Origin of the sequence: Gordonia sp. PP30 (assembly GCF_023100845.1) — a bacterium.
Taxonomy (GTDB): Bacteria; Actinomycetota; Actinomycetes; order Mycobacteriales; family Mycobacteriaceae; genus Gordonia.
Map to the genome: position 1 here is coordinate 2,463,048 of NZ_CP095864.1, position 25,913 is coordinate 2,488,960.

The following is a 25,913-nucleotide window of genomic DNA, read 5'->3' on the forward strand; positions in this document are numbered from 1 at the left end:
GCTCTCGGCACCGAGTCTAGGCGGTGGTGTTCAGGCGGGCTGGGCCGGGAACCGGTCGATCCAGGGTGCCGCCTCCTCCAGCTGAGCCGCGAATCGCAGAAGCGCACCGTCCGCGCCGAGAGGCCCGTTGAACTGCACGCCCAGCGGCAGGCCCGCGGGGGTCCAGTGGATCGGGACGGTGATGGCCGGGCGGCCGGTGAGGTTCGCCATCTGGGTGTAGGGCACCCAGCCGAGGTTGTCGTCGATCATCTGCTCGATCACACCGGTGGCGGTGAGCAGCCGGCCGCCGTGCAGCCGATGCGCCAGACGGGCGCCTGCCCGCAACGGCGCCGGAGTCTCGAGGGAGCCGACCTTGATCGGCTCCTCGGCGAGCGTCGGCGTCATGAACAGGTCGTAGCTCTCGTAGAACGTCGTCATCGCCCGCGTGTACCCGGTGATCTCGCCGAGCGCCCGCAGCAGCCCGACCGCGCCGTTCGCCCGGCCCAGTTCGACCATCGCGAGGGTGTCGGCCTCGAAGTCGCCGTCACCGGCACCGGTGCGCTCCTTGATCTCGGCCACCTGACCGGCGAGTTGCGCGAACCAGATCGTCAGGAAGGTCCCGGCCAGCGCCTTGTCGTCGTACGGCGGCGGCACCTCCTCGACATGATGACCGAGGTCGGTGAGCAGCTGCGCGGTCTCCTCCATCGCCCGCCGCGCCGACGGTGTCGGCTCGCCGCGAATGGCCGAGTGCGCGGAATACCCGATGCGGCGCGGGCCCGGCCGCTCCGCCAGCCGGGCGGCGAAGGGCTCCGGCGGGAACTGGGCGAGATAGTCCGCGGCCGGATCGGCGCCGACGATGGTGTCGAGCAGGCGGGCGGTGTCGCGCACGGTCCGCGAGACGACACCCTCCACGGCCATTCCGAACATCGGCTCACCGGTCTGCGGCCCGTAAGGCACCAGACCGCGGCTCGGCTTGAGTCCCACCAGGCCGGTGGTGGCGGCCGGAATACGGATCGATCCCCCGCCGTCGTTGGCGCCCGCGGCCGGAACCACTCCCGCGGCCACCGCGGCGGCCGAACCGCCCGACGAGCCGCCGGGCGTCCTCGTGGTGTCCCAGGGGTTGCGCGCCGGCCCCCACAGCTGCGACTCGGTGATCCCCTTGGAACCGAGTTCGGGGGTGTTGGTCTTGCCGAAGATCACCAGCCCCGCATCCAGGAAGCGGTCGGTGACCAGCGCGTTCTCCGTCGCGATGTCGTTGCGCAGAGCCTTGCAGCCGCCGGTGGTCGGGTAGCCGCGGTACTCCTGCGACAGGTCTTTGATCAGGAACGGCACCCCGGCGAACGGTCCGGTGAGGTCGCCGGCCACCTGGACGTCGGCGTTCTCGGCGGTCTCGATCACCACGGCGTTGAGAGCGGGATTCACCGCGGCGAGTCGCTGCCGGGCGAGGTCTAGGAGTTCGGCGGGCGTCACCTCGCCGGTGGCGACCAGTTCAGCGAGTCCGGTGGCGTCGTAAGACAGGTATTCGTCGAGGTTCATCCCTCTAGTTCACCACCGATCCGGCGCCCATAGGCGTCGACGAAGCGTTCGGTCAGTTCGAGCAGGCGCGTCGAGTCGTCCTCCCCCATGTCGGCGAGCGTCTCGCCGATCGACGCGAGGACCCGGCGGGCACCCTCGCCGAAGGCGCGATAGCCGTCCGCGGTGAGGAACACCCGGTACGCGCTGGACGCCGCGATGCGCTCCTTCCCCAGCAGACCCGCCGCGACCGCCGCATTGACCTGGCGGTTCACCGTCGACCGCTCCAGACCGAGCGCCGAGGTCACCTCGGCGAGCGTCTGCGGGCCGGATTCCACCAGGAGCCACAACAGGCGCATGTCCGCGGCACCGAGCCCGCCGTCGCGGGGCCGATGACGCCGGAAGCCCTCGAGGCGTGTGAGTGCCTTCGCCATCCGGAGGCTCGGCTCGTCGCCGAGGCCGCGATAGTCGTATTCGCCGGAAATCTGCGTGCTCTCGCTCACGTCGCCCTCTCGGAGATGGGGACCGTTCGGTCCGGTGTGTAATCTACACAATCGTCGCTGTGTAGTTTGCACACCTCATTCATGCAAAGGATTTCTCACGTGAACATCCCCGACCCAGACGTGCGGCCACGAGCCGGCACGCCGGTGAACCCCATCGTCATCGTGATCACGCTCGGTGTGTCCAGCCTGTTCGTCTCGCTGATGCAGTCGCTGGTGCTCCCCATCCAGCTCGAGCTCCCCGGCCTCCTGAACACCAGCCCGGCCAACGCCTCCTGGGTGCTGACGGCGACACTGCTCGGCGGTGCCGTGGCGATGCCGGTGGCCGGCCGCCTCGCCGACATCTTCGGCAAGAAGCCGGTCCTGGTCGCGCTGAGCGTCGTACTGCTGGTCGGCTCCCTGATCTGTGCGCTCTCGGACACGCTCGCCCCGATGCTCGTCGGGCGGGTCCTGCAGGGGATGGCGATGGGCTACATCCCGGTCGCGATCAGCTTCGTTCGCGAGGTGACCCCGCTCCACCTGGTGAACACCGCGGTCGCGTCGATCAGCGCCATGCTCGGCGTCGGCGGCGCACTCGGCCTCCCGCTGGCCGCCTGGCTGGCCGATGGCCGCGACTGGCACATCCTGTTCTGGGTCTCGCTGGGCTTCGCCGCGGTGATGGTCGTCCTGTCGCTGCTCTTCCTGCCACACGTGCACGACGCGCAGGACGCGCATCTCGACTGGCTCGGCGCCATCGGCCTCGCCATCGGTCTCGTCGCCTTCCTGGTCGGCATCTCCAAGGGGCAGGACTGGGGCTGGACGTCGGCGACCACGCTCGGCGCGATCTTCGGAGGTCTGGCGGTGCTGGTGCTCTGGGGCGTGTTCGAGACGCGCCTCGACGATCCGCTGGTCGACCTGCGGACCATGGCGCGCCGGCCGGTCCTGATGACCAACCTCGCCGCCGTTCTCATCGGGTTCGGCATGATGGCGCAGGCCATCGTCGTGCCGCAACTCCTCGAAATGCCCGAGGCCACCGGATACGGTCTCGGCCGGAGCATTCTGCAGGCGGGCCTCTGGATGGCGCCGAGCGGCCTGATGATGCTGCTGTTCGCTCCCGTGTCGAGCAAGTTGCTGTCGACCATCGGCGGACGTCTCACGCTCACCCTGAGCGGACTGGTCCTCGCCGTCGGCTACGTACTCGCGATCTTCCTCACCGGCGCCCCGTGGCAGTTGCTGATCGCCACCTGCGTCGGCTTCGCCGGCGTGGGCATCGGCTACGCCGCCATGCCGACCCTGATCCTGGAGAACGTGCCGCCGGCCGAAGCCGGAGCGAGCGTCGGCGTCAACGGCCTGGCCCGGTCCATCGGCACCACCGTCTCCGGTGCGGTGATGGCCGTCGTGATGACCAGCCGGACCATGGATCTCGGCGGCCACGAGGTGCCGACCCTCGGCAGCTTCCAGCTGTGCTTCATCGTCGGTGCGGTGGCGGCAGCGATCGGCGCCGTCCTGGCGGCCTTCGTCTATCCGCTGCGCGGCCGCCGACTCGCTCCCCAGGAACTCCAGGACGCCGTCACCGCCGCCTGACCGCCGCCGTCCGCGCTTCCTCGACGAGACCCGGGTCACCCGAATGGGTGACCCGGGTCTCGTCTTATCGCTACTCGTGAGTTAACGTACAGCGAATTGCCACACGTTCTAGCTCGGGGAGCAACCATGGCCGACATCTCACGCCGAAACCTGCTGCAGGCCGCCGCCGTCACCGCCGCGGGGGTGGGCGCCCTCGGCATCGCCGGGGCCTCGTCGCCCGCCACCGCGGCCCCGGGCGGGAGCGGCTATCTGGTCGGCGCCGGCAAGGGCGACATGACCGGGGCCATCGCCGGCCAGGGCATGATGGGCTACTCCGACATGGAACAGGTCGCGGAAGGTCTGTTGCAGCGGACCTGGGCGCGCGCGTACGTGATCGCCGACGCGGCGACCGGCAAGCGGGTCCTGTTCATCACCGCCGACATCGCGTGCATCTTCACCTCGCACCACAATCTGCTGCTCGCCGAACTGCGCAAGCGCTACGGCCATCTGTACGACGAACACAACGTCAACCTGAACGCGACGCACAACCACAACTCGTGCGGCGGCACGTCGTGGGACTACGCGTACACCCTGGCCGCGAAGGGACACCGGCACAATTCGCTCGTCGCCGAGATGGCGGGGCTGCTCGACGCCGTCGATCAGGCGCACCGCAGCCTGGGCCCGGGCACCGTCGAACTGGGCTTCGCCGAACTCCACAACGCGAGCGCCAACCGCTCGATGCCGGCGTTCGCGATGAATCCCGAACCCGACCGCAAGCACTTCCCGCAGCACATCGATCCGCAGGTGACGGCCATCCGGCTGCGGCGCGGCGGGCAGACGATCGGCGAGATCATCTGGTTCGCCACGCACGGCACGTCGCTCACCGACGCCAACTTCCTGATCGGCCCGGACAACAAGGGCTACGCGGCGTATCTGGCCGAACAACGCGATCCGCACGTGGTCACCGCGCACGCGCAGACCAACGCCGGTGACATGACGCCGAACCTGTGGCTGCGCAAGATGCACCCGGGCGGGCCGACAGCGAACCACCGGACCAACCGCATCCTGATCGGGCAGCGCCAGGACCGCGCCGGCCAGAACGCACTCGCCGGTGCACGGCCGTTGCGCGGCGGCATCGACTGCGCCACCAAGTATCTCAACCTGGCCGACATGCACATCGACGGCCACTACACACCCAATGGGAAGGCCGCGCGCACCACCCCGGCGATGATGGGAATGGCCGCCGCGGCGACCAGCATGGAGGACAACACTCGCAGCCAGCTCTCGATCCTGCACGAGGGGATGCGGAACGAGCTGACCGTCGCTCTCGGCGCCACCGCCGTCCCCACCCCCGAGCCGTGGATGGTCTACGCGCAGGCGCCCAAGGCCGAGCTGTTCCCGCTCGGCATGCTGCCCCCGCGCCCCTGGATCGAGCAGACCCTCCCGATCCAGCTGATCCGGATCGGCGATCTGGTGCTGGCCGCCATGCCGACGGAGAGCACCATCGTCGCCGGTCTCCGGGTGCGGCGGATCGTCGCCGACGCGCTGAAGGTGCCGCTGGAAAACGTTCTGCTGCAAGGCTATTCGAACGGATACAGCCAGTACACGACGACGCCCGAGGAGTACGCCTCGCAGCAGTACGAGGGCGGCGAGACGATGTTCGGGCGCTGGACGCTGTGCGCGTACATGCAGGAGTTCGACAAGATGGCCCGCGCCATGGCCCGTGGCACCCGGCTGCGCGGCGAGGCGCGCCCGGCCGACCGCGCCGGACTGCAGCCCGATCTGCTCGGCACCCAGCCGGCCGACACCCCGCTGCCCGGCACGCGCTTCGGGCAGACCGTGTCGAAGGTCCCCCGAGCGGCGAAGGCCGGATCGACCGTCACCGTCGCCTTCTGCGGCGCCTACCCCACCAACAAGATCCGCCGCGGCCCGAACACGGTCGGCTACTACGCCGTCGAGAAGCAGACCCCCACCGGCTGGCAGGTCGCGTACGACGACGACCACGAGTCCACCGAACTCGCGTGGGAGCGCGTCGGCGCCTCGGCGTCGAAGGCGACCGTCACCTGGCGTATCCCGCAGAACGCGCGCGGCCGCTACCGGGTGCGCTACTACGGCGATGCGAAGTCGCCGACCGGCGCGCTCACCGGGTTCAGCGGCAACTCGGGCCCGATCGACGTCGCCTGACCTGTCCCGGCCGCCCGCAGACGATCGGTGCGAGTCCGCTCGCCTGCCGCAGGTGCGCGGCGGAACTATGAAGCGCGACCAGATCGACGTGAATGACGCCGACAACAGAGCGACCCGGTTCCTCGACAAGTCGTCCGGGCTCAAACCGCGGCGCGCAAGCGGCTGGATGTCCATACCGATGGGCACCGGCGCTTGGCCTGACACCAGCCCACCGTCGTCCCCGGGCCAAGACTGCTGTCCGACGGCTACTGAGCAGCCACCAGACAGCAGTGGTCGACGACGCCAGCGCCCTAACGTAGGTGGTGTGACGACACGTATGGCCACCGTCGGCGACGCCGCGCTCCTCGCCCGGCTCCAGGACGCGTTCGACACCGAGTTCGGCGCGGAGCCGGCTGACATCGATGTTCTCGCCCGCCGGTACGCGCTGCTGCTCGCGGATGAGGACGGATTCGCGGTCCTCGCGGAATCCGCAGGCGCGGCCACGGGTTTCGGAACCGTGACCCTGCGCCCGACCATCTACTACGACGGGCCGCTGGCGGTCCTCGACGAGTTGTACGTGGCTCCCGCCCTCCGGGACCGGGGTATCGGCTCGGAACTGCTCAACGCGGTGATCGACGAGGTACGACGGCGCCGAGGCGGTGGTCTGCACATCAACGTCGACGAGATCGACCACGACACGCGCCGCTTCTACGAACGGCACGGGTTCGTCAACATCGAGCCCGGCAACGACTATCGCATGCTCCTCTACCTGCGTGATCTCTGACGGCGTATACCGGCAGAGACGGAGACGACGGCGGCCCGCCACCCGAAACGGGTGACGGGCCGCCGTGCCGTCTGCTGATGCCTACTCGGCGGCGGCGGTCTCCGCCTGCACCGGGACGAGGCTGATCTTGCCGCGCTCGTCGATGTCGGCGATCTCCACCTGGAGCTTGTCGCCCACCTTCACCACGTCCTCGACCTTGCCGATCCGCTTGCCGTTGCCCAGCTTGCTGATGTGGACCAGGCCGTCGCGGCCCGGGAGCAGCGAGACGAAGGCGCCGAAGGCGGCGGTCTTGACGACCGTGCCCAGGAAGCGCTCGCCCACCTTGGGCAGCTGCGGGTTGGCGATGGCGTTGACCTTGTCGATCGCGGCCTGCGCGGCCTCGCCGTTGGCGGCGCCGATGAACACGGTGCCGTCGTCCTCGATCGAGATGTTGGCGCCGGTCTCCTCGGTGATGCCGTTGATCGTCTTGCCCTTGGGGCCGATCAGCTCGCCGATCTTGTCCATCGGAATCTTGATGGTGGTGATCCGCGGCGCGTACGGGCTCATCTCGTCCGGCTCATCGATCGCCTCGGCGAGCACGTCGAGGATGGTCAGGCGGGCCTGCTTGGCCTGGCTGAGCGCACCGGCGAGCACCTGCGAGGGGATGCCGTCGAGCTTGGTGTCGAGCTGCAGGGCCGTCACGAAGTCCTTGGTGCCGGCGACCTTGAAGTCCATGTCACCGAAGGCATCCTCGGCGCCGAGGATGTCGGTCAGCGCGACGTAGCGGGTCTCGCTCTTGCCGTCGATGGTGACCTCGTCGGACACCAGACCCATCGCGATACCGGCGACCGGGGCCTTCAGCGGCACACCGGCGTTCAGCATCGACAGGGTCGATGCGCAGACCGAGCCCATCGAGGTGGAGCCGTTGGAGCCCAGCGCCTCGGAGACCTGACGGATCGCGTACGGGAACTCCTCGACGCTCGGCAGCACCGGCACCAGGGCCCGCTCGGCGAGGGCGCCGTGGCCGATCTCGCGGCGCTTCGGCGAGCCGACGCGGCCGGTCTCACCGGTCGAGTACGGCGGGAAGTTGTAGTGGTGCATGTAGCGCTTGGAGGTCTCCGGGCCGAGCGAATCGATCTGCTGGGCCATCTTGACCATGTCGAGAGTGGTGATGCCCAGGATCTGGGTCTCACCGCGCTCGAACAGCGCCGAGCCGTGGGCACGCGGCACGATGCTCACCTCGGCCGACAGCTCACGGATGTCGGTGATGCCGCGGCCGTCGATGCGGAAGTGGTCGGTCAGGATGCGCTGGCGGACCAGCTTCTTGGTCAGCGAGCGGAAGGCCGCGCCGATCTCGCTCTCCCGGCCGGCGAAACGCTCGCCCAGCTCGGCGAGCACGTCCGCCTTGAGAGCGTCGGTGGCCTCGTCGCGCTCCTGCTTCCCGGCGATGGCCAGCACCTGCGCCAGCCGGTCGGAGGCGAACTCCGAGACCGCGGCGAACGCGTCGTCCTGGTAGGCCGGGAACAGCGGGAAGTCGCGGGTCTCCTTGGCGGAGGCCGCGGCCAGCTGCTTCTGCGCCTCGCACAGCTGCGCGATGAACGGCTTGGCGGCCTCCAGGCCCTCGGCGACGACGGCCTCGCTCGGCGCGGTGGCACCGCCCTCGATCAGCGCGAGCACGTTCTCGGTGGCCTCGGCCTCGACCATCATGATGGCGACGTCACCCGCGTCGGTGACGCGGCCGGCGACGACCATGTCGAAGACGGCGCCCTCGAGCTGCTCGACGGTCGGGAACGCCACCCACTGGGTGCCGATCAGCGCGACGCGCACGCCGCCGACCGGGCCGGAGAACGGCAGACCGGCGATCTGGGTCGACGCGGACGCGGCGTTGATGGCCACGACGTCGTACAGGTCCTTCGGGTCGAGCGACAGGATGGTCTCGACCACCTGGATCTCGTTGCGCAGGCCGTCGACGAACGACGGGCGCAGCGGCCGGTCGATCAGGCGGCAGGTGAGGATCGCGTCGGTGGACGGGCGGCCCTCGCGGCGGAAGAACGAGCCGGGGATCCGGCCCGCGGCATACATCCGCTCCTCGACGTCGACGGTGAGCGGGAAGAAGTCGAAGTGGTCCTTCGGGTTCTTCGAGGCGGTGGTGGTGGAGAGGATCATGGTGCCCTCGTCCAGGTAGGCGACGACCGAGCCCGCGGCCTGCAGAGCCAGCCGGCCGGTCTCGAAGCGGAGGGTCCGCTTCCCGAACTCGCCGTTGTCGATCACGCAGGAGACCTCGGTGATGGTCTCGTCGAATTCTTCGATGACATCAGTCATGGATGTGTTGTCAATCCCTTCGTGGCGCGGACCGGCCGGAGCCGTCCGCGGGTATGCAGCAGCAGGCGCCACGCGGATGCGGGCACCGGGAACACTGACTGCGGTGAGGCATGGCCGTACGCGCACCGCACCGTCGGGCTCACGCCCTCCGCGGTGGAGACGGCCTTCGATCGAAGCTGCCGGAATTCTCTGATGATTCCGGCAGCCACTACCGAGGACCGGTCTGACTACACGACAGCCGCACTGCACGCAATGCAGCATTCGGCGACCATTCTAGCCGCGTCGGTGCCATTTCGCGATCGGCGCGCCCAGAAACTCCGCCACACGGCCACCCGACGACGGCCGCCCCACCGTTGCGCGGGACGGCCGTGGCGCCGATCGTCACGAACTCTTCTTGGTGACCAGCCCCACGATCAGCAAGAGGATGACCGCTCCGAGTATCGCCGTGAACAGGGTGAACCACCAGCCGCCGCCGGCGACGTCGACACCGACCAGACTGAGAAGAAAGCCGCCGATCAAGGCTCCGACGATGCCGATGACGATGTTCATCAGGATCCCGGCACCGCTGCCTTCGACGATCTTGCCCGCGATCCAGCCGGCGATCGCTCCGATGATGATGTAGCCGATCCAGCCGACCGAGGTGGTCCACTCGGCGGCGAGGACCTGGGTTGCCGCGATGATCATGACACTCCCTCCGTTGTGCTCTCGTGTCTCGAGAGTCACCTCTCCACCGTGTCACACGAACAGCACGTCCGAAACCGGACGAAGAAGGCCGCCCCACCGTCATGGTGGAGCGGCCTTGCTACTCGGTCGTGACTGCGCTCAGCGGCGCAGGCCGAGACGCTCGATCAGCGAGCGGTAACGGTTGATGTCGACGCTCTGCAGGTACTTCAGCAGGCGGCGGCGACGGCCGACCAGCAGCAGCAGGCCGCGACGGCTGTGGTGATCGTGCTTGTGGAACTTGAGGTGCTCGGTCAGATCCTGGATGCGCTTGGTCAGCAGCGCGATCTGGGCCTCCGGCGAACCGGTGTCACCCTCGTGCACGCCGTACTCGTCGAGAATGACCTTCTTCTGCTCAGCGGTCAACGCCATGGAAGAACTCCTTGTTTTTCAGTGCCGTGCTCATCGTGTTCCCCGGACCCGGGGACTCCGTACCCACGGAGGGTGCGCCGCCACGGACCGCAGCAAGCACCAGCGCTCTAGGCTACCGGACCCGGCGCGGCCGAGCGAATCGGGCCGCGGCGAATCGGGCCGCGGCAGCTCTCGCTCACTCCTCGTCGCCGAGGATCACCCGGGTGCGGTCGACGTCGTCGGAGATCGCGGCGATCAGCGAATCCAGGCTGTCGTAGCTCTCCATACCGCGGATCCGGCTGACGAAGTCGACGGCGACGTGCTGGCCGTAGAGGTCGGCGTCGACGTCGAGCACGTAGGCCTCGATGGTGCGCTCGCGCCCGGCGAAGGTGGGGTTGGTACCGACCGAGACCGCGGCCGGGTAACGCCGGCCGATCACCATGCCCTCGGGTTCGCGTCCGCTGCGCGCGATGGTGAACCACGCCGCGTACACGCCGTCGCCGGGGACCGCGGCATGCGTCGTGGCCGAGACGTTGGCGGTCGGGAAACCGAGGTCGCGGCCGCGCTTCTCGCCGTGCACCACGACCCCCTCGACGCGATGCGGCCGCCCCAGGGCATCGGTCGCCAGTTCCACGTCCCCGGCCGCCACACACGATCGGATGTAGGTGGAGGAGAAGGTGACGGCGTGCTCGCCGAACAGCGACACCGCGGTCACCTCGAAGCCGAAACGCGCGCCGAGTTCCCGCAGGCGTTCGACGGTCCCGGCGGCCTTGTGCCCGAAGGTGAAGTTGTCGCCGACGACCACCTCGGCGGCGTGCAGCTGCTCCACCAGGACCTCGTGCACGAACTCCTCGGGCGACTGCGCCGCGAGCGTCGGGGTGAACGGAAGGACGCAGAAGACGTCGATGCCCATCTCCTGGGCGATCTCGGCGCGCCGGTCCAGCGTCGACAGCTGCGGCGGATGCGTCCCGGGGCGCACCACCTCGGACGGATGCGGATCGAAGGTCATCAGCACCGAGGGGATGCCCCGCTCGGCGGCGGCGCGAGTAGCCGCCGCCACCAGCTGGGCATGGCCCCGATGCACACCGTCGAAGACCCCGATGGTGACCACGCAGCGCCCCCAGCCCGGAGGCACGTTCTCCAACCCTCGCCAACGCAACACCTCATCAGGGTACGACCCGCCGCCCGGGCGTCTCTCCGGTGTCCCAGTAAGCTTCACCTATGCCCCACTCACGACCGGTCGGTGACCTCACGTCGGTGACCCAGGACTACCTGAAGGTGATCTGGACGTCCCAGGAGTGGAACGAGGTCAAGGTCACCACCAAGCTGCTGGCCGAGAAGCTCGGCGTCTCCCCGTCCACCGCCTCGGAAGGCATCCGCAAGCTGGCCGACCAGGGACTGGTGGAACACGAGCGTTACGGATCGGTCTCGCTGACCGACGACGGCCGCGCCGCCGCGATCGGCATGGTGCGCCGCCACCGGCTCCTGGAGACCTTCCTGGTCCGCGAACTCGGCTACGGCTGGGACGAGGTGCACGACGAGGCGGAGATCCTGGAACACGCGGTCTCCGACCGGCTGATGGCGCGGATCGACGCGAAACTCGGCTTTCCGCAGCGGGATCCGCACGGCGACCCGATCCCGCAGCCGGACGGGCGGGTCCCGAACGCCGGGTCACGCGGTCTCGATAGCCTGGACGTCGGCCAGTCCGCGGTGATCACCCGGATCTCCGACACCGACCCCGCCATGCTGCGGTATTTCGAGGAGATCGGCGTCGATCTCGACCGCCGCGTCACGGTGACCGACAAACGGCCCTTCGCCGGGACCATCACCATCTGCGTCGACGATTCGGCGCCCATTCACCTCGGGGACGTCGCCGCGCGGGCGATCTTTCTCGACATCCCGTGACAGCTTTCGCGCATCCCGTGCCATCTTTTCCGGCTTCCTGGGGCAACGCTCGCCGAGCGGCGATAGGCGTCACAGCGTGCTGCTAATTTCTGCTCATGATTCCCTCAGGTGCTTTCTCCCGCAGCCGAAGATTCCTGACCGCGACGGCCGCCGCCGTGACGGTGACACTGGCGGCGTTCACGCTCACCGACGCCGCGCCGGCGCGCGCCGACGACGTGGTGTCCATCGGTGTTCCCGAGTGGTCCGGTCTCGACGTGACCGATTACTCGGGCCCGATTCCCGCGCGGGAGGGTCAGCTGATCGCACAGGTGCCGCTGGATCCGTCGCTGACCCTGCCGGCCGCGAGCCACGCCTACCGCGTGCAGTTCTCGGCCAAGAATCAGCACGGCAAGATGGCGACCAGCACGGGCGCGGTCTTCCTGCCCCGCGGCAAGGCGCCGGCCGGCGGCTGGCCGGTGATCTCCTGGGCGCACGGCACCGTCGGCATGGCCGACGACTGCACGCCGTCGGCCCATCCGCGCAGCGAGCGTGACGTCAAGTACCTCGGCCACTGGCTGGACCAGGGCTACGCGGTGGTCGCGGCCGACTACGTCGGGCTGGGCACCCCCGGCCTGATGGCCTACCTCGACGGCAAGACGGCGGCGCACGCCATCGTCGCCGCCACGGTGTCGGCGCACCAGCTGCAGCTGCCGGCCGGCGCCAAGCTCGCCAAGCGCTGGGCCATCATCGGCCAGTCGCAGGGTGCGGCCGCCGCGCTGAACGGCGCGCGCTACGCGACGGAGTTCAGCCGCGGCCGCGGCCTGGACTACCGCGGCGTGGTCGCCACCGGCATTCCGGCGAACCTGGAATACCTGTACGAGCAGATGGGCCCGGCCGTGCCGCCCTTCAAGCTCCCAGGCTCGCTGAACGCCTACACCGCCTACATCCTGGCGGGCCTGAACAACGCCCGGCCCGACCTGCATCTGACCAATGCCCTGAACGCGAAGGGCAAGCAGCGCCTAGAGATGGGCCGCACGCTGTGCTATCCGATCCTCAAGCAGAAGCTGGCCGGCGACGACGTGCGGACCTGGTTCTCCCGGCCGCTGCAGTCCGTCCCAGGGCTCTCCCCGGCGATCCACGCGTACATGCTGACCCCGTACAAGGGCTATGACCGGCCGATCTTCCTCGGCCAGGGCCTCAAGGACGCGGATGTCCCGGCCCCCTCGGCGCTCTCGCTCTACGCGCAGATGAAGGCCAACAACCAGCCGGTGACGCTGCACGTCTACCCGACCGAGGACCATTCGGGCACCGTGCTCGCCTCGATGCCCGACTCCACCCCGTGGCTGGCGCGTATCCTGCGCTGACCCGATCCGCTACCCGCCTCCGGCCACTCTCCGCGTTCAGCGGAGGGTGGCCGGTCGCACGACCATGACCGATGCGGCGCGGCGGCCCTTCTCCTGCACCAGGGCGATGGCCTGGCCCGCCGGATCGACGACGGTGTAGATCCCGCGCAGGCCGATCGGCTCCAGCCAGCGGCCCTGGCTGATCGACTCGGCGTCGTCGTCGGAGATGTCGCGGTGCGGGAAGCACAGCTTGGCCGCCGCATCGATCCCGAGGCTGACGCCCGGCTGCGCGATCACCTCATCAAGCGTCCGGGCGTGTGCCAGCGTGAACGGTCCCACCGCGGTCCGTCGCAGTGCGGTGAGATGGCCGCCGACGCCGAGCGCCGCGCCCAGGTCGCGGGCCAGGGACCGGATGTACGTGCCCGACGAGCAGTCCACCTCGACGTCGAGGTCCACGGTGTCGCCCGCGCGGGTGATGCCGAGGATCTCGAAGCGGTCGACGGTCACCGGGCGCGCGGCGAGCTCGAACTCCTCGCCGTCGCGGGCCAGCGCGTGCGCCCGCTTGCCGTCGACCTTGATGGCGCTCACCGTCGCGGGCACCTGCTGCAGGTCGCCGGTGAGCGCCGCGACGCCGTCGCGCAGCTGCTGGTCGGTGACACCCGAGGCATCGGCCGACGAGGTCACCTCGCCCTCGGCGTCGTCGGTGGTGGTGGCGGCGCCGAGGCGGATGGTCGCGCGATAGCTCTTGGTGGTCAGCGAGAGCAGGCCGAGCAGCTTGGTGGCCCGTTCGATGCCGATCACCAGCACCCCCGTCGCCATCGGGTCGAGGGTGCCGGCGTGGCCGACACGGCGCGTGCTGAACGCCTTGCGGCACTCTTTGACGACGTCGTGGCTGGTCATGCCCGCCGCCTTGTCGATGACGAGGAGTCCGGCGTTCTCGATCGAGGAATCGGCCATTGCTCAATAGTGCCAAGCCGGGCGCCGGCGGCTAATGCCGGGCGGGCCACCAGCCGAGCGCGGGCCCGAGTTCCCGCTCGATGAACGGGGTCATGGTGAGCATGAAGGTCTTGGTGAAGTGATGGGCGTCCCGGTAGACCAGCACGTTGCCGATCACCACCGGGCAGTCGACCGGGCCGCAGTTGAGATCGTTGAAGTCGAGGAGCGTCACGCCGGGCAGACCGCCGACGGCGGCCTGCGCGGGGTCGACCGGCAAGAGCGCGTCGGCGCGCTTCACGCCGCACGCGACCGGGTCCTTCTTCACCGCCATGCAGTCGAAGGGTTCCCGGAAGGTGCCGTCCGGGCCCTTCAGCCACGGCAGATCGCGCACGCCGACCACCGGGATGTGCGCATCCGAGAACGTCCGGAAGGCGTCGATGTACCACTGCGGGGTCTCGTCGCCCTTGGCGTTGTTCGCGGCCGGCCGGGTCGACGTGGTGAAGACGGCATCCGGCCGGGTCTCCAGCACGTGCGCCATCGCCTTCTTCTGCCAGTCGCGGCACAGCGGCCGGTCGGTGGACTCGTCGGCGTGCGGGCCCGCGGCCAGCGAGCAGTTCACGATCAGCACGGTCTCGACGGTGAAGTCGTGCTCCTTGCCGATCAGGTCGAGCGCCGGCAGGTAGTGGTCCGCGTGCGACCCGCCGACCAGGGCGAGCACCGGGCGCCCCGGCTCACGCGGCGCACCGTAGTCGCAGATCACCAGGTCGGACTTGGTGTAGCCGTCGTTGGCACAGCCGTCCTTGCCGGTCTGGGCCTGATCGGCGCGCGAGGCCTCCACCTTCGGGATGAAGGCGACGCCGGGCGGGGTCGCGGCACCCATCGACGCCGCGGCTCCCGGGTGCAGACTCCAGTCGATGTCCTGGGCCACCGGAGCCGGGGTGGTCGACGTCGCCGCCTGGATCGCGACGACCAGGGCGGCGACGGTGCCCGCCAGCACCAGCGGCACCCGGACGCGCAGGCGCCGCACCGGCGAGTCGGGCTTCAGTAGCCAGTCCGAGGCGACGGCCAGCAGCAACGACACCGCGATCACCGTCAGCCCTTGCAGCAGGCTGACGTGCTTCACCGGTGTCCCGTGGAAGTCGCGGTAGACCAGGAACATCATCAGCAGCGGCCAGTGCCACAGGTACAGGTGGTAGGCGATCGAGCCGAGGTAGACCATCGGCCGCGTGCTCAGCGCCCGGGTGACCGGACTGCCCGCGCCGGTCCCGGCGAGGAAGACCAGGACGGTGCCGCCGACCGGCAGCATGGCGGCGGGCCCGGGGAACGACGTCGCGCCGTCGACCAGCAGGCCGGTGACCGCCAGCATGGTGATCCCGGCCAGACCGGCGAGCCAGCGCAGCCGCGCGGGCACCACGAGCCGGGCGGCGGCGAGTCCGACGAGACCGCCGAGCGCGATCTCCCAGAAGCGCGAGAAGGTGTTGTAGTAGTTCACCGACTGGTCGGCCGAGCCGATGAACGTCGCGTATCCGAACGAGGCGATCGTGAGAACCGCGACGATGCCGATCAGCACCGGCCGGACGCGCTCGGGGGCGAGCAGCCGGGTGCGGCGGGCCAGCGTCCGCAACCCGAGCCCGAGCAGCGTGATGCCGCCGATCAGGATCACGAAGATCTGCGCCTGCACCGCGAGGGACCACAGATGCTGGAACGGCGACGGCAGACTGGTCGCGTCGGCGTAGGTGTGACCGGACAGCCCGAGCGCCCAGTTCTCGACGAACAGATCGGACCAGAGTGCCCCGCCCAGCGTCTCGGCGCGGCGCGACGACGGATAGATGTACCAGGTGGCCAGCACCGTCACCGCGACGGTGAGCGCCATCGGGATCCACAGGCGTTTGAGCACCCGCCACAGCCGCGGCAGCGGATTGTTCACCGGATCGGCGCCGGTCTGCCCGCGGATGAGCGACGGGATCAGGAAGAAGCCGGAGATGAAGAGGAAGGCGTCGACGCCGCCGGAGACCGTGCCGACCCAGATGTGGAAGACGACCACCAGCATGATCGCCACACCGCGCAGGCCTTCGACGTCGCGGCGGCGCCCGGGCGCGTTGGCGTTGGGCGAGGCGAGCACCTCGGAGTCGGCCGTCGTCATCTCCTCAGACCAGCGCAATCGTCGTCAGGATCAGCCCATCGGCGATCAGCCAGCGACCGGGCAGGGTGAGCAGCGGTGCACCGCCGTCGAGCGTGGCCGGGTCGATCAGAATCTGCGAGGTGAACGTCCCGGCGGCCACCGTCTCGCCGTCCGGAGCCGCGGTGGCGGCGTCGCGGGTGAAGGTGATGTGCGCGTCCTCGAAACCGAGCCAGCGCCGGGTGAGCGGGAACCACGCCTTGTAGGTGGCCTCCTTGGCGCAGAACAGCAGCCGGTCCCAGTGCAGGTCGCCCGAGCGGCCGGCGAGCACCTCGCGTTCGGCGGCGAGGCTGGTGTGGTCGAGGACGCCGTCGGGCAGCGCCGCGTGCGGTTCGGCGTCGATCCCGATCGACCGGACCTGCATCGCGTAGGCGACGGCGGCGGCACGGTAGCCGTCGCAGTGGGTCAGGCTGCCGACCACGTTCGACGGCCACAGCGGCATCCCACGCTCGCCGCGCAGGATCGGTTCCGGCCCCACACCGATGCGGCTCAGGGCGGTGCGCCCGCAGTGCCGGGCGGTGGTGACCTCGCGGCGGCGTTTCTCCACCGCGCGCGACACCAGCGATTCCTCCGCGGGCAGCAGCACGGCGTCGTCGGGATCGCCGAAGGATTCCGCGGTGCCGACACCGCGGGGAAACAGCAGCTCGATCATCGCGTCACCTCCTCGTGACCGTCGGCGATATATCGGCCGATACATCAGCGCCCACCATGGTGCCAGCCGACGGGCGGAGACGGCCAATCGGCGCGGCGCGTGTGAGGTGTTCCTCAGCGCTCAGTCGGCCCGGCGCTGCGCACGGCGCTCCCGCACTTTCTCGACCCGCTCGCGGAACTCGCGGGCCCGCTCTTCGTAGTCCGGAGGCAGCGTGAACCGCACCCCGGTCTCGTGCAGGTCGGCCGCGACGGTGCCGTCGCCGGGATAGATCTGCCGCAGCAGCGGCTCGGGCAGGCCGCGGCGCTTCCACTCGCGCGGGTAACCGACCGACACCTCCTCGAAGCGCACGTCGTCGTACCAGGTGGTGCGCGGGATGTGCAGATGCCCGTAGACGCAGACCTCCGCGTGGAAGCGGGTGTGCCAGTCGGCGGTCTCCTCGGTGCCGCACCAGAGCGCGAACTCCGGGTACATCAGCGCATCGCAGGGCTCGCGGCGCAGCGGCCAGTGGTTGATCAGGATGGTCTTCTCGGCCGGATCGAGGGCCTCCAGCCGCTCCCGCGTCGCCGCCACCCGCGCCCGGCCCCACGCATCGCGGGTCCCGAACGGTTCGGGTGAGAGCAGGAACTCGTCGGTGGCGACGACATTGCGTTCCCGCGCCAGCGCGAGTGCCTGCAACGCCGTAGCGGTGCCCTCGGGGCGGAAGGTGTAGTCGTACAGGAGGAACATCGGCACCACGCGAACCGGCGGCAGGCCGTCGCCCGGATCGAACAGCGGATAGCGGTCCTCCGGGGTGATCACCCCGATGTCCCGGCAGGCCTGCACCAGGTAGTCGTACCGGGCGACGCCGAAGATCTGCAGCGGGTCCTTGCTGGTGGTGTACAGCTCGTGGTTGCCCGGCACCCAGACGACCGTCTGGAAGCGCGCCTTGAGCCGCCGCAGCGTGTCGATGATGTCGTCGGTGCGCTCGGACACGTCCCCGGCCGCGATCAGCCAGTCCCCCGGATCGCTCGGCCGGATCGCATCGACGATGTGCTCGTTGCCCCGGTGCGCCACGTGCAGATCGCTGATCGCCCAGAGTGTCGCCATGAGATGCCATGCTGCCAGAGCCCGCGATCGCGCGTAGCGTGGGTTCATGGACGGCTCAATGGTGATCATCGGTGGCGGTCTGGCCGCGGCGAAGTCCGCTGAAGCGCTCCGGGAGCGAGGGTTCGACGGCGCGATCTCGGTGGTCGCCGCCGAACATCATCTCCCCTACGAACGACCGCCGCTCTCCAAGGACTTCCTGGCCGGCAAGGCCGAGCGATCGTCGGTCTTCCCGCACGACGGCGACTGGTACGCCCGGCACCGGGTCGACGTGCACACCGGTGTCCGCGCCACCAAGATCGACCGCGACGGCCGCTTCGTCATCCTCGACGACGGTTCCGCGCTCCACTACGACAAGCTGATCCTCGCCACCGGCTCGTCGCCCCGCCGCTTCCTCGGCGACCCGGACGTCGCCTATCTCCGGACACTCGACGACTCCGAGCGGCTGCGCACCTACCTCGGTGACGGCAGACGCCTGGTGGTGGTCGGCGCCGGATGGATCGGCCTGGAGGTGGCCGCCACCGCCCTGCAGGCCGGCACCGAGGTCACCGTCATCGAACCGCAGCCGCTGCCGCTGGCCGGGATCCTCGGCGACCGGGTCGCCGAGGTGATCGCCGATCTGCATCGGGGCCACGGCGTCGACCTGCGGCTCGATACCGGGGTCGACAGCATCGCGGTCGGCGACGCACCCGGCGGCACGGTGGTCACCGACGACGGCACGTCGCTGGCGGCAGACGTGATCCTGGTCGGGATCGGCGCCGTCCCGGAGGTCGCCCTCGCCACCGACGCCGGCCTGTCGGTGAGCAACGGGGTGGACGTCGACGGCGGACTGCGCACATCGGACCCGAACATCTTCGCCGTCGGGGACATCGCGAATCAGGAGCATCCGCTGTTCGGCCGCCTCCGGGTGGAGCACTGGGCCACCGCGCTCAACCAGCCCGCCGTGGCCGCGGCCAATGCGCTCGGGCACGACGAGACCTACGACCGGCTGCCGTACTTCTTCACCGACCAGTACGACTTCGGGATGGAATATCGCGGCCACGCCTCCGGAAAGGACCGGGTGGTGATCCGCGGCGACACCGGCGCCCTGAAGTTCCTCGCGTTCTGGCTCGACGACGACTCCCGGGTGCTCGCCGGGATGAATGTGAACCTCTGGGACGACGGCGAGGCGATCGCCGAGCTGATCACGAGCGGGCGCCCGGTGTCCCCCGACCGGCTCACCGACCCGGAGGTACCGCTCGACGCGGTGTAGCGCGTCGGCGCCCGGCGCGGGCATCCCGGGGTTACCGTGGAGCGCATGACTTCCGAGAACCCGGTCCCGCCGCCCACCGTCACTCTGGAGCCGACGCCGCGGTTGCGGGACAATCCCGACCGCGACCGGTACGAACTCTGGTCCGGCGACGAGCTGGTCGGCGTCGAAGGCTACGAGCGCGACGCCGACGGGCACCTGGTGCTGCTGCACACGGTGGTCACCGAGAAGTTCGGCCACGCCGGTTTCGCGCGTCTCCTGGTGCACGAGGTGCTCGACGATGCCGCGGCCCGCGGTGTCACCGTGCGGCCGGTGTGCACCTACGTGCAGAAGTTCGTCGAGCGCTTCCCGCAGTACCGCTCGGTCATCGCCGGCTGACGCGGTACCGCGGGACGCGAGGCGTCAGCCGCGGTACTCGCGGTAGTACGGGGCGTCCGGCAGCATCGATCCGCGGCCGGTGAGCACGCCGTCCGGATCGTCGACGAACTTGCCCTCGCACTTGCCGGCCAGCGACGCGGCGACCGCGTCCCAGACGTCGGCGTTCAGCGGTTCCACGGTGTGCTGGTAGTCCGCGGGCACCGGCTTGAGCTCCGGGATCGGCGTCACCCGGCACTGTCCTCCGTCGAGGTGGCCGTCGGCGAACTCGCGGGTGCTGCGGATGCCGTAGTATGCGGTGTCGCCGGGCGTGTCGTCGCCGGCGTTCAGGGTGTTGATGAACGGGGTGTTCGGGCAGTTCTCTTTCGCGATGTCGGCCGTGCACGACGCCGGTGACCCGTACTGCGCGGTCCCGATGGCGACGTAGGTCGCCACCTTGTCGTGTCCGCCCTGCTCCTTGAGGTACCAGCGCGCGCTGATACCGCTGACGCTGTGGGCGACGAGGGCGATCTTGTCGTGCGGGTGCTCGCGATGCACCTTGTCGACGGCATCGCCGATGACGGTCGCGTCATGGCGCAGATCGGTGCCCATCACGTCGACCACCGTCGTCGGATACCCGCGCGCGGTGAGATCGTCGGCCATCCGCCTGTACATCGGGGCCAGCGAGACTCCGCCCAGCGACTGACCGGGCGTGAGGATCACGCGGGTCGTGGCCGGTGCGGCCGAGGCGGGTGCGGCGACGGTGAGAGCGGTGCCCGCGGCGGCGACGGCGCAGGCCAGGGTGAGGAGAGTCTTCTTCGGCACCCGATAAGGGTAGCCTAAAGAACTTTCAGCGCGCCCACGACCCCGACCGGACACGCCAGGCGACCGCACCCAGCCGGGCGAGCATGAACACGCACAGCCCGGCCCAGATCCCCGCCAGACCCCAGTCGAAGGCGAGTGAGAGCCAGATCAGCGGCAGAAAACCGAGGAGTGCGCCGAGCAGGGTGGCCGTCCGCAGAAACGCGACGTCGCCCGCCCCCAGCAGCACGCCGTCGAGTGCGAAGACGATGCCGGCGACCGGCAGCATGGCGACCAGGAACCACCACGGCGTGACGACCGCGTGCAAGATCGCCGAATCGGCCGTGAAGATCCGCGGGATCAGGCCCGCGCCGGCCGCGAAAACCGCCGCGACCAGCACCGACAGTCCGAGGGAGAGACCGGTGGCCCGCCGCGCGTCGGCCCGGGCGGCCGCGAACGCCTTCGCCCCGAGCGCCGCCCCGACCAGCTGCTGGGCGGCGATCGCCAGCGAATCGAGCAGCAGCGAGATGAACTCCCAGAGCTGGAGCACCAGCTGGTGCGCGGCGACTTGCGCCACCCCGAACCGGGCGGCGACCGCCGCCGCGGACACGAAGCACACCTGGAACGACACGCTGCGCAGGATCAGGTCGCGCGCCATGGTCAGCTGCGCGCGGACCACCCGCCAGACCGGGCGCAACCGCCCGCGCGACTCCCGGATCAGGTGCCCGGCGAACAGCAGTCCGGTGAGCCCCTGCCCCACCAGGTTCGACACCGCGCTGCCTTCCAGCCCCAGGCGCGGCGCACCGGCCAGGCCGTGAACCAGCAGCACGCAGAGCACTGCCGACACCGCGAGGCCGGCCACCACGTACACCACCGGGCGCCGGGCCTCCTGCACACCGCGCATCCAGCCGTTGCCGGCCATGGACAGCAGGATCAGCGGCACCCCGAACATCGCGGTCCGCAGCCAGCCCGTCGCATCGGCCGCGACTGCGTGGTCGGGCACGAGCGCGCGCAGGAGATGCGGCGCGCTGGGATAGACCGCGGCGATCAGCAGCAGTCCCGCGCCGACCGCGATCCAACTGGCCTGCACGCCCTCGCCGACCGCCTCCCGCCGGTCCCCGGCGCCGAAGGCCCGCGCCGAGCGGGCGGTGGTGCCGTACGAGAGGAAGGTCAGCTGGGTGCTGATGATCGACAGCACCAGGGTCCCGACGGCCAGGGCCGCCAGCTGGTGACCGCCGAGCCTCCCGACCACGGCCAGGTCGAGCATCAGATACAGCGGCGGTGCGATCAGCACCACCAGCGCGGACGCGGCGAGACGGCCGAAGACGGCCGCCGACACCCCGCGCGGGGACGCTGTCACGCCAGCGCGGAACGCAGCCGGGCGACGACCTCCGCGGCACTGCCGGTGTCGCTGTAGCCGGCCGCCCGGGTGTGCCCGCCGCCGCCGAGGCCGCGGGCGATCGGCACCAGGTCGACCTGCGACTTGCTGCGCAGTGAGACGTTCCAGTAGCCGGGCGTGGCCTCCTTGAACACGGCGGTCACGTCGGCCTCGCGCGCGGTACGCACGACGTCGACGATGCTCTCGCCGTCCTCCCAATCCATGCCGGACATCTGCTCGGCACCGACCACGGCGACCACCAGACCCGCTCCCCCGCACGCACCCTCATCGAGGTCGGCGGTGGCGAGCACCCCCGAGATCAGACCGAGCCAGCCGAACGGATGCGAGTCCATCAGGATGCGGCTCCACCGGGCCGAGTCGACGCCGGCCTCGGTGAGCCGGCCCGCCACCCGGAACGACGCCGGGCGCGCCCACTTGAAGCTGCCGGTGTCGGTGACCAGACCCGCGTACAGGCAGGTCGCGATGTCGCAGGTCAGGTCGACGCCCAGGGCGTCGATCACCTCGAGGACCAGGACCGCCGTGCAGTCGGACTGCGCGTCGATCAGGTCGAGATCGGCGAAACCGGCGTTCGACACGTGATGATCGATGCAGATCGTAGTCCCCGCCTCGCCGAAGACCGGCGCCAGCCGGCCGAGCCGGTCGACGGTGGCCGCATCGACGGCGACGGTGACCGGCGCCGGGGCCAGCGCGGCGTCGTCGACGATCAGCTCCGACCCGGGCAACTGCCGCAGGGTACCCGGCAGCTCCTCGGGACCGGAGAACGAGACGGCGACCTCCGCCCCGCGCCCGCGCAGGGCCAGGCCCAGCGCGAGCGCGCTGCCGATGGTGTCGGCGTCGGGGCGGACGTGGCTGATGATCGACACCGTGCGCGCAGCGCTCAGCACCCCGGCGATGTCCGCGGCGGACGCCGGATTCACTCGGTGTCCCTGTCCTCGTCCTCGTGGCGGTACGGATCGGCGTCGCCGGCCGGCTTCGCCTCCCGGGCCGCGCGAGCCACCAGTTCGTCCTGGGCGCGGGCCCGGGCGAGAAGCTCGTCCATCGCCCGCGTCGCGTCCGGCACGGTGTCCAGCTCGAAGCGCAGGGTCGGCGTGAACCGCACGCCGGTGCCCGCGCCCACCAGGGAGCGCAGGGCACCGGTCGCGGCGGCCAGCCCGGCCGCCGCTTCGGCCACATCGGGTTCGTCGTCGACCGACGAGCCCATCACCGTGTAGAAGACGGTCGCGTCGTGCAGATCCCCGGTGACCCGGCAGTCCGTGATGGTCACATGAGCCAGCCGGGGATCCTTGATCTCGGTGCCGATCGCCGAGGCGACGATCGTGGAGATCCGCTTCGCGAGCCGTGCGGCTCGTGCGTGATCGACCATCAGTCTCGCGCCTTCTCCACCATCTCGTACGTCTCGATGACGTCGCCGATCTTGATGTCGGAGTAGGTCAGCGTGAGACCGCACTCGAAGCCCTCGCGGACCTCGGTGACGTCGTCCTTCTCCCGGCGCAGCGAGCTGACCGTGAGATTCTCGGCGACGACGGTGTTGTCACGCAGCAGCCGCGCCTTGGCGTTGCGGCGGACCACACCCGACTGGACCATGCAGCCGGCGATGTTGCCGACCTTGGACGACTTGAAGATCGCGCGGATCTCGGTGCGGCCCAGCTCGACCTCTTCGTAGATCGGCTTGAGCATGCCCTTGAGCGCCGCCTCGATCTCCTCGATCGCCTTGTAGATGATCGAGTAGTAGCGGATCTCGACGCCCTCGCGGTTCGCCAGCTCGGTCGCCTTGCCCTCGGCACGGACGTTGAAGCCGATGATGATCGCATCCGAGGCCGACGCCAGGTTGACGTTGGTCTCGGTGACGCCGCCGACGCCGCGGTCGATGACGCGCAGCGAGACCTCGTCGTCGATCTCGATCCCGAGGAGAGCCTCCTCGAGGGCCTCGACCGTACCGGAGTTGTCGCCCTTGAGGATCAGGTTCAGCTGGCTGGTCTCCTTCAGCGCCGAATCCAGGTCCTCGAGGCTGATCCGCTTGCGGCTGCGGGCGGCCAGCGCGTTGCGCTTGCGCGCCGCACGCCGATCCGCGATCTGCCGCGCGATCCGGTCCTCCTCCACGACCAGCACGTTGTCACCGGCACCCGGAACAGAGGTGAAGCCGATCACCTGCACCGGACGCGAAGGCAGCGCCTCCTCGACGTCGTCGCCGTGCTCGTCGACCATGCGGCGGACGCGGCCGTAGGCGTCGCCGGCGACCACCGAGTCACCGACGTGCAGGGTGCCGCGCTGGATGAGCACGGTCGCCACCGGACCGCGGCCGCGGTCGAGGTGCGCCTCGATGGCGACACCCTGGGCGTCCATGTCCGGGTTGGCGCGCAGGTCGAGCGAGGCGTCGGCGGTCAGCAGGACCGCCTCCAGCAGCGCGTCGATGTTGGTGCCCTGCTTGGCCGAGATGTCGACGAACATGGTGTCGCCGCCGTACTCCTCGGGAACCAGGCCGTACTCGGTGAGCTGACCGCGGATCTTGGCCGGGTCGGCGCCTTCCTTGTCGATCTTGTTGACCGCGACCACCACCGGCACGTCGGCGGCCTGGGCGTGGTTCACCGCCTCGACCGTCTGCGGCATCACGCCGTCGTCGGCCGCGACCACCAGGATCGCGATGTCGGTGGCCTTGGCGCCGCGGGCACGCATGGCGGTGAACGCCTCGTGACCCGGGGTGTCGATGAACGTGATGAGACGCTCTTCGCCGTTGAGGTCGGTCATCACCTGGTAGGCACCGATGTGCTGGGTGATGCCGCCGGCCTCGCCCTCGCCGACGTTCTCCTTGCGGATCGTGTCGAGCAGGCGGGTCTTGCCGTGGTCGACGTGACCCATGACGGTGACCACCGGCGGACGCTGCGCGAGATCGTCCTCGCCGCCCTCGTCCTCGCCGTAGGTGAGGTCGAAGCTCTCCAGGAGCTCGCGGTCCTCGTCCTCGGGGCTGACGACCTGGACGACGTAGTTCATCTCGGAGCCGAGCAGCTCCAGCGTCTCGTCGTTCACCGACTCGGTGGCCGTGACCATCTCGCCGAGGTTGAACAGGGCCTGGACCAGCGATGCCGGGTTGGCGCCGATCTTGTCGGCGAAGTCCGACAGCGAGGCGCCGCGGGCGAGCCGGATGGTCTCGCCGTTGCCGTTGACCAGCCGGACGCCGCCGACCGTCGGTGCCTGCATCGAGTCGTACTCTTGCCGCTTCTGCCGCTTCGACTTGCGGCCCTTGCGGGGCGCGCCACCGGGCCGGCCGAACGCACCCGCGGCACCGCCGCGACCACGTCCGCCGCCACCGCCGCCACCGGGACGACCGCGGAAGCCGCCGCCGGCGGCCGGAGCACCGCCACCGCCGCCACCGGGACCGCCGCGGTAACCGCCGCCACCGCCGGGACGACCGCCGCCGGGTCCGCCACGACCACCCGGGCGGGCGTCGGGACGGGCCGCGCGCTGCGGCATCGCACCCGGGTTCGGGCGCGGGGGCATGCTGCCGGGGCTGGGCCGGGGGGCACCGGCGCCCGGGCGTCCGCCCGCGGCCGGACGGCCACCACCGGGCCGCGGGCCGGCCTGGCCCGGGCCGGGACGGGGTCCCTGCGGGCGCGGCGCGGGGGCCGGAGCCGACGAGTACGGGTTGTTACCGACGCGCGGCGGGCGCGGTGCGGGGCGCGGACCCGGACGCGGACCGGCCGCGGCGGGCTTGGTGGCCGCCGGGGTGGCCGCCGCCGGACGCTCGGGGGCCGGAGCCGGCGCGGGGGCCGGCTTGGGACCGGGCTTGGTCGCCGCGGGCTTGGCGGCCGCGGGCTGCGCCGGAGCCGGGGCCGCCGGAGCGGCCGCGGCGGTGCGGGCGCCGGGCTTCGGGCCGCCCGGCTTCGGTGCCGACGACGCGGCACCGGGCTTGGCCGCGGGCTTGCTCGCGGCCGGCTTCTGACTGGGTGCCGCCGCCTCGGGCTTGCCGTCGGCGGGGGCGAAAGATTCGCGAAGTCGACGGGCCACCGGGGCCTCGACGGTCGACGACGCAGATTTGACGAACTCGCCTTGATCCTTCAGACGCTCCAGCACGATCTTGCTGGTGACGCCGAGTTCCTTGGCCAATTCGTGGACGCGGGCCTTGCCTGCCACTGCTCTCCTCACTTGGAGGCCGAGCGGGCAACCGCTACGGCCTCGGTTTAACT

The 25,913-nt window shown here is 70.3% G+C and carries 22 protein-coding genes; 7 read left to right on the forward strand and 15 right to left on the reverse strand.

The window, feature by feature from the left end:
• Window positions 1-30 precede the first annotated feature (30 nt).
• Together MYK68_RS11400 and MYK68_RS11405 are read right to left on the reverse strand one after the other, a co-directional pair.
• Complete coding sequence (locus MYK68_RS11400; RefSeq protein WP_247863821.1) at window positions 31-1,515, reverse strand: amidase; 1,485 nt, start codon at window positions 1,513-1,515, stop codon at window positions 31-33.
• Window positions 1,512-1,994, reverse strand: a complete 483-nt coding sequence (locus MYK68_RS11405; RefSeq protein ID WP_247863822.1) for a MarR family winged helix-turn-helix transcriptional regulator — start codon at window positions 1,992-1,994, stop codon at window positions 1,512-1,514. The genes MYK68_RS11400 and MYK68_RS11405 overlap by 4 nt, the downstream gene beginning before the upstream one ends.
• A gap of 99 nt (window positions 1,995-2,093) precedes the next feature.
• Between MYK68_RS11405 and MYK68_RS11410 the strand changes: the two genes are divergently transcribed.
• The 3 genes from MYK68_RS11410 to MYK68_RS11420 all read left to right on the forward strand — a co-directional run bounded on the left by MYK68_RS11410 (window position 2,094) and on the right by MYK68_RS11420 (window position 6,480).
• Window positions 2,094-3,554 (forward strand): MFS transporter, encoded by a 1,461-nt coding sequence (locus MYK68_RS11410; protein WP_283255213.1) that lies wholly within the window; start codon window positions 2,094-2,096, stop codon window positions 3,552-3,554.
• A gap of 126 nt (window positions 3,555-3,680) precedes the next feature.
• Entirely contained in the window at window positions 3,681-5,717 is a 2,037-nt protein-coding gene (locus MYK68_RS11415) for a neutral/alkaline non-lysosomal ceramidase N-terminal domain-containing protein (RefSeq protein WP_247863823.1), read from the forward strand.
• A gap of 316 nt (window positions 5,718-6,033) precedes the next feature.
• The gene (locus MYK68_RS11420) at window positions 6,034-6,480 is read left to right on the forward strand and encodes a GNAT family N-acetyltransferase (protein WP_247868027.1); all 447 of its coding nucleotides are present in this window, start codon (window positions 6,034-6,036) and stop codon (window positions 6,478-6,480) included.
• Between the two features lie 81 nt (window positions 6,481-6,561).
• Here MYK68_RS11420 and MYK68_RS11425 read toward each other — a convergent pair whose 3' ends face one another.
• From MYK68_RS11425 to MYK68_RS11440, 4 genes are all read right to left on the reverse strand, one after another.
• Window positions 6,562-8,781, reverse strand: a complete 2,220-nt coding sequence (locus tag MYK68_RS11425) for a polyribonucleotide nucleotidyltransferase (protein WP_247863824.1) — start codon at window positions 8,779-8,781, stop codon at window positions 6,562-6,564.
• A 381-nt stretch (window positions 8,782-9,162) separates the two neighbouring features.
• On the reverse strand, window positions 9,163-9,465 hold the full coding sequence (locus tag MYK68_RS11430) for a GlsB/YeaQ/YmgE family stress response membrane protein (protein ID WP_247863825.1): 303 nt from the start codon (window positions 9,463-9,465) through the stop codon (window positions 9,163-9,165).
• A gap of 138 nt (window positions 9,466-9,603) precedes the next feature.
• A complete protein-coding gene (rpsO, locus tag MYK68_RS11435) occupies window positions 9,604-9,873 on the reverse strand; it encodes a 30S ribosomal protein S15 (RefSeq protein ID WP_247863826.1) in 270 nt (89 codons plus the stop codon).
• A gap of 175 nt (window positions 9,874-10,048) precedes the next feature.
• The gene (locus MYK68_RS11440) at window positions 10,049-11,014 is read right to left on the reverse strand and encodes a bifunctional riboflavin kinase/FAD synthetase (protein WP_247863827.1); all 966 of its coding nucleotides are present in this window, start codon (window positions 11,012-11,014) and stop codon (window positions 10,049-10,051) included.
• Window positions 11,015-11,073: 59 nt separating this feature from the next.
• Here MYK68_RS11440 and MYK68_RS11445 point away from each other — a divergent pair, with 59 nt between their 5' ends.
• Entirely contained in the window at window positions 11,074-11,757 is a 684-nt protein-coding gene (locus tag MYK68_RS11445) for a metal-dependent transcriptional regulator (protein ID WP_247863828.1), read from the forward strand.
• Window positions 11,758-11,852: 95 nt separating this feature from the next.
• Window positions 11,853-13,100, forward strand: coding sequence for an alpha/beta hydrolase family protein (locus tag MYK68_RS11450; protein ID WP_247863829.1), 1,248 nt, complete (start codon window positions 11,853-11,855; stop codon window positions 13,098-13,100).
• A gap of 36 nt (window positions 13,101-13,136) precedes the next feature.
• Here MYK68_RS11450 and truB read toward each other — a convergent pair whose 3' ends face one another.
• The 4 genes from truB to MYK68_RS11470 form a co-directional block, all read right to left on the reverse strand.
• On the reverse strand, window positions 13,137-14,036 hold the full coding sequence (truB, locus tag MYK68_RS11455; RefSeq protein ID WP_247863830.1) for a tRNA pseudouridine(55) synthase TruB: 900 nt from the start codon (window positions 14,034-14,036) through the stop codon (window positions 13,137-13,139).
• Between the two features lie 31 nt (window positions 14,037-14,067).
• A complete protein-coding gene (locus MYK68_RS11460) occupies window positions 14,068-16,158 on the reverse strand; it encodes an acyltransferase family protein (RefSeq protein WP_247863831.1) in 2,091 nt (696 codons plus the stop codon).
• Between the two features lie 4 nt (window positions 16,159-16,162).
• The gene (locus MYK68_RS11465) at window positions 16,163-16,846 is read right to left on the reverse strand and encodes a 4'-phosphopantetheinyl transferase family protein (protein ID WP_247863832.1); all 684 of its coding nucleotides are present in this window, start codon (window positions 16,844-16,846) and stop codon (window positions 16,163-16,165) included.
• A 120-nt stretch (window positions 16,847-16,966) separates the two neighbouring features.
• On the reverse strand, window positions 16,967-17,932 hold the full coding sequence (locus MYK68_RS11470; protein ID WP_247863833.1) for a metallophosphoesterase family protein: 966 nt from the start codon (window positions 17,930-17,932) through the stop codon (window positions 16,967-16,969).
• A gap of 46 nt (window positions 17,933-17,978) precedes the next feature.
• Here MYK68_RS11470 and MYK68_RS11475 point away from each other — a divergent pair, with 46 nt between their 5' ends.
• The gene (locus MYK68_RS11475; RefSeq protein ID WP_247863834.1) at window positions 17,979-19,181 is read left to right on the forward strand and encodes an NAD(P)/FAD-dependent oxidoreductase; all 1,203 of its coding nucleotides are present in this window, start codon (window positions 17,979-17,981) and stop codon (window positions 19,179-19,181) included.
• Between the two features lie 45 nt (window positions 19,182-19,226).
• Window positions 19,227-19,556 (forward strand): GNAT family N-acetyltransferase, encoded by a 330-nt coding sequence (locus MYK68_RS11480; protein WP_247863835.1) that lies wholly within the window; start codon window positions 19,227-19,229, stop codon window positions 19,554-19,556.
• A 24-nt stretch (window positions 19,557-19,580) separates the two neighbouring features.
• Here MYK68_RS11480 and MYK68_RS11485 read toward each other — a convergent pair whose 3' ends face one another.
• The 5 genes from MYK68_RS11485 to infB all read right to left on the reverse strand — a co-directional run bounded on the left by MYK68_RS11485 (window position 19,581) and on the right by infB (window position 25,860).
• Window positions 19,581-20,357 (reverse strand): esterase/lipase family protein, encoded by a 777-nt coding sequence (locus tag MYK68_RS11485; RefSeq protein ID WP_247863836.1) that lies wholly within the window; start codon window positions 20,355-20,357, stop codon window positions 19,581-19,583.
• Window positions 20,358-20,382: 25 nt separating this feature from the next.
• On the reverse strand, window positions 20,383-21,600 hold the full coding sequence (locus tag MYK68_RS11490) for an MATE family efflux transporter (protein ID WP_247868028.1): 1,218 nt from the start codon (window positions 21,598-21,600) through the stop codon (window positions 20,383-20,385).
• Window positions 21,601-21,689: 89 nt separating this feature from the next.
• A complete protein-coding gene (locus MYK68_RS11495; RefSeq protein WP_247863837.1) occupies window positions 21,690-22,649 on the reverse strand; it encodes a DHH family phosphoesterase in 960 nt (319 codons plus the stop codon).
• Window positions 22,646-23,095 carry a 30S ribosome-binding factor RbfA gene (gene rbfA / locus MYK68_RS11500; protein WP_247863838.1) on the reverse strand — a complete coding sequence of 150 codons (450 nt, stop codon included), beginning with the start codon at window positions 23,093-23,095 and terminating at the stop codon, window positions 22,646-22,648. Before rbfA ends, MYK68_RS11495 begins: the two co-directional genes overlap by 4 nt.
• Window positions 23,095-25,860: a translation initiation factor IF-2 gene (gene infB / locus MYK68_RS11505; protein WP_247863839.1), complete on the reverse strand. Its 2,766-nt coding sequence runs from the start codon at window positions 25,858-25,860 to the stop codon at window positions 23,095-23,097. Before infB ends, rbfA begins: the two co-directional genes overlap by 1 nt.
• Between the last annotated feature and the right edge of the window lie 53 nt (window positions 25,861-25,913).

Bases quoted from the DNA above. Each gene is read 5' to 3' on its own strand.
- MYK68_RS11400 (WP_247863821.1), bottom strand. From the start codon at position 1,515: ATGAACCTCGACGAATACCTGTCTTACGACGCCACCGGACTCGCTGAA.
- MYK68_RS11415 (WP_247863823.1), top strand. From the start codon at position 3,681: ATGGCCGACATCTCACGCCGAAACCTGCTGCAGGCCGCCGCCGTCACC.
- MYK68_RS11420 (WP_247868027.1), top strand. From the start codon at position 6,034: ATGGCCACCGTCGGCGACGCCGCGCTCCTCGCCCGGCTCCAGGACGCG.
- MYK68_RS11425 (WP_247863824.1), bottom strand. From the start codon at position 8,781: ATGACTGATGTCATCGAAGAATTCGACGAGACCATCACCGAGGTCTCC.
- MYK68_RS11430 (WP_247863825.1), bottom strand. From the start codon at position 9,465: ATGATCATCGCGGCAACCCAGGTCCTCGCCGCCGAGTGGACCACCTCG.
- rpsO (WP_247863826.1), bottom strand. From the start codon at position 9,873: ATGGCGTTGACCGCTGAGCAGAAGAAGGTCATTCTCGACGAGTACGGC.
- MYK68_RS11445 (WP_247863828.1), top strand. From the start codon at position 11,074: ATGCCCCACTCACGACCGGTCGGTGACCTCACGTCGGTGACCCAGGAC.
- MYK68_RS11450 (WP_247863829.1), top strand. From the start codon at position 11,853: ATGATTCCCTCAGGTGCTTTCTCCCGCAGCCGAAGATTCCTGACCGCG.
- truB (WP_247863830.1), bottom strand. From the start codon at position 14,036: ATGGCCGATTCCTCGATCGAGAACGCCGGACTCCTCGTCATCGACAAG.
- MYK68_RS11460 (WP_247863831.1), bottom strand. From the start codon at position 16,158: ATGACGACGGCCGACTCCGAGGTGCTCGCCTCGCCCAACGCCAACGCG.
- MYK68_RS11465 (WP_247863832.1), bottom strand. From the start codon at position 16,846: ATGATCGAGCTGCTGTTTCCCCGCGGTGTCGGCACCGCGGAATCCTTC.
- MYK68_RS11470 (WP_247863833.1), bottom strand. From the start codon at position 17,932: ATGGCGACACTCTGGGCGATCAGCGATCTGCACGTGGCGCACCGGGGC.
- MYK68_RS11475 (WP_247863834.1), top strand. From the start codon at position 17,979: ATGGACGGCTCAATGGTGATCATCGGTGGCGGTCTGGCCGCGGCGAAG.
- MYK68_RS11480 (WP_247863835.1), top strand. From the start codon at position 19,227: ATGACTTCCGAGAACCCGGTCCCGCCGCCCACCGTCACTCTGGAGCCG.
- MYK68_RS11490 (WP_247868028.1), bottom strand. From the start codon at position 21,600: ATGCTCGACCTGGCCGTGGTCGGGAGGCTCGGCGGTCACCAGCTGGCG.
- rbfA (WP_247863838.1), bottom strand. From the start codon at position 23,095: ATGGTCGATCACGCACGAGCCGCACGGCTCGCGAAGCGGATCTCCACG.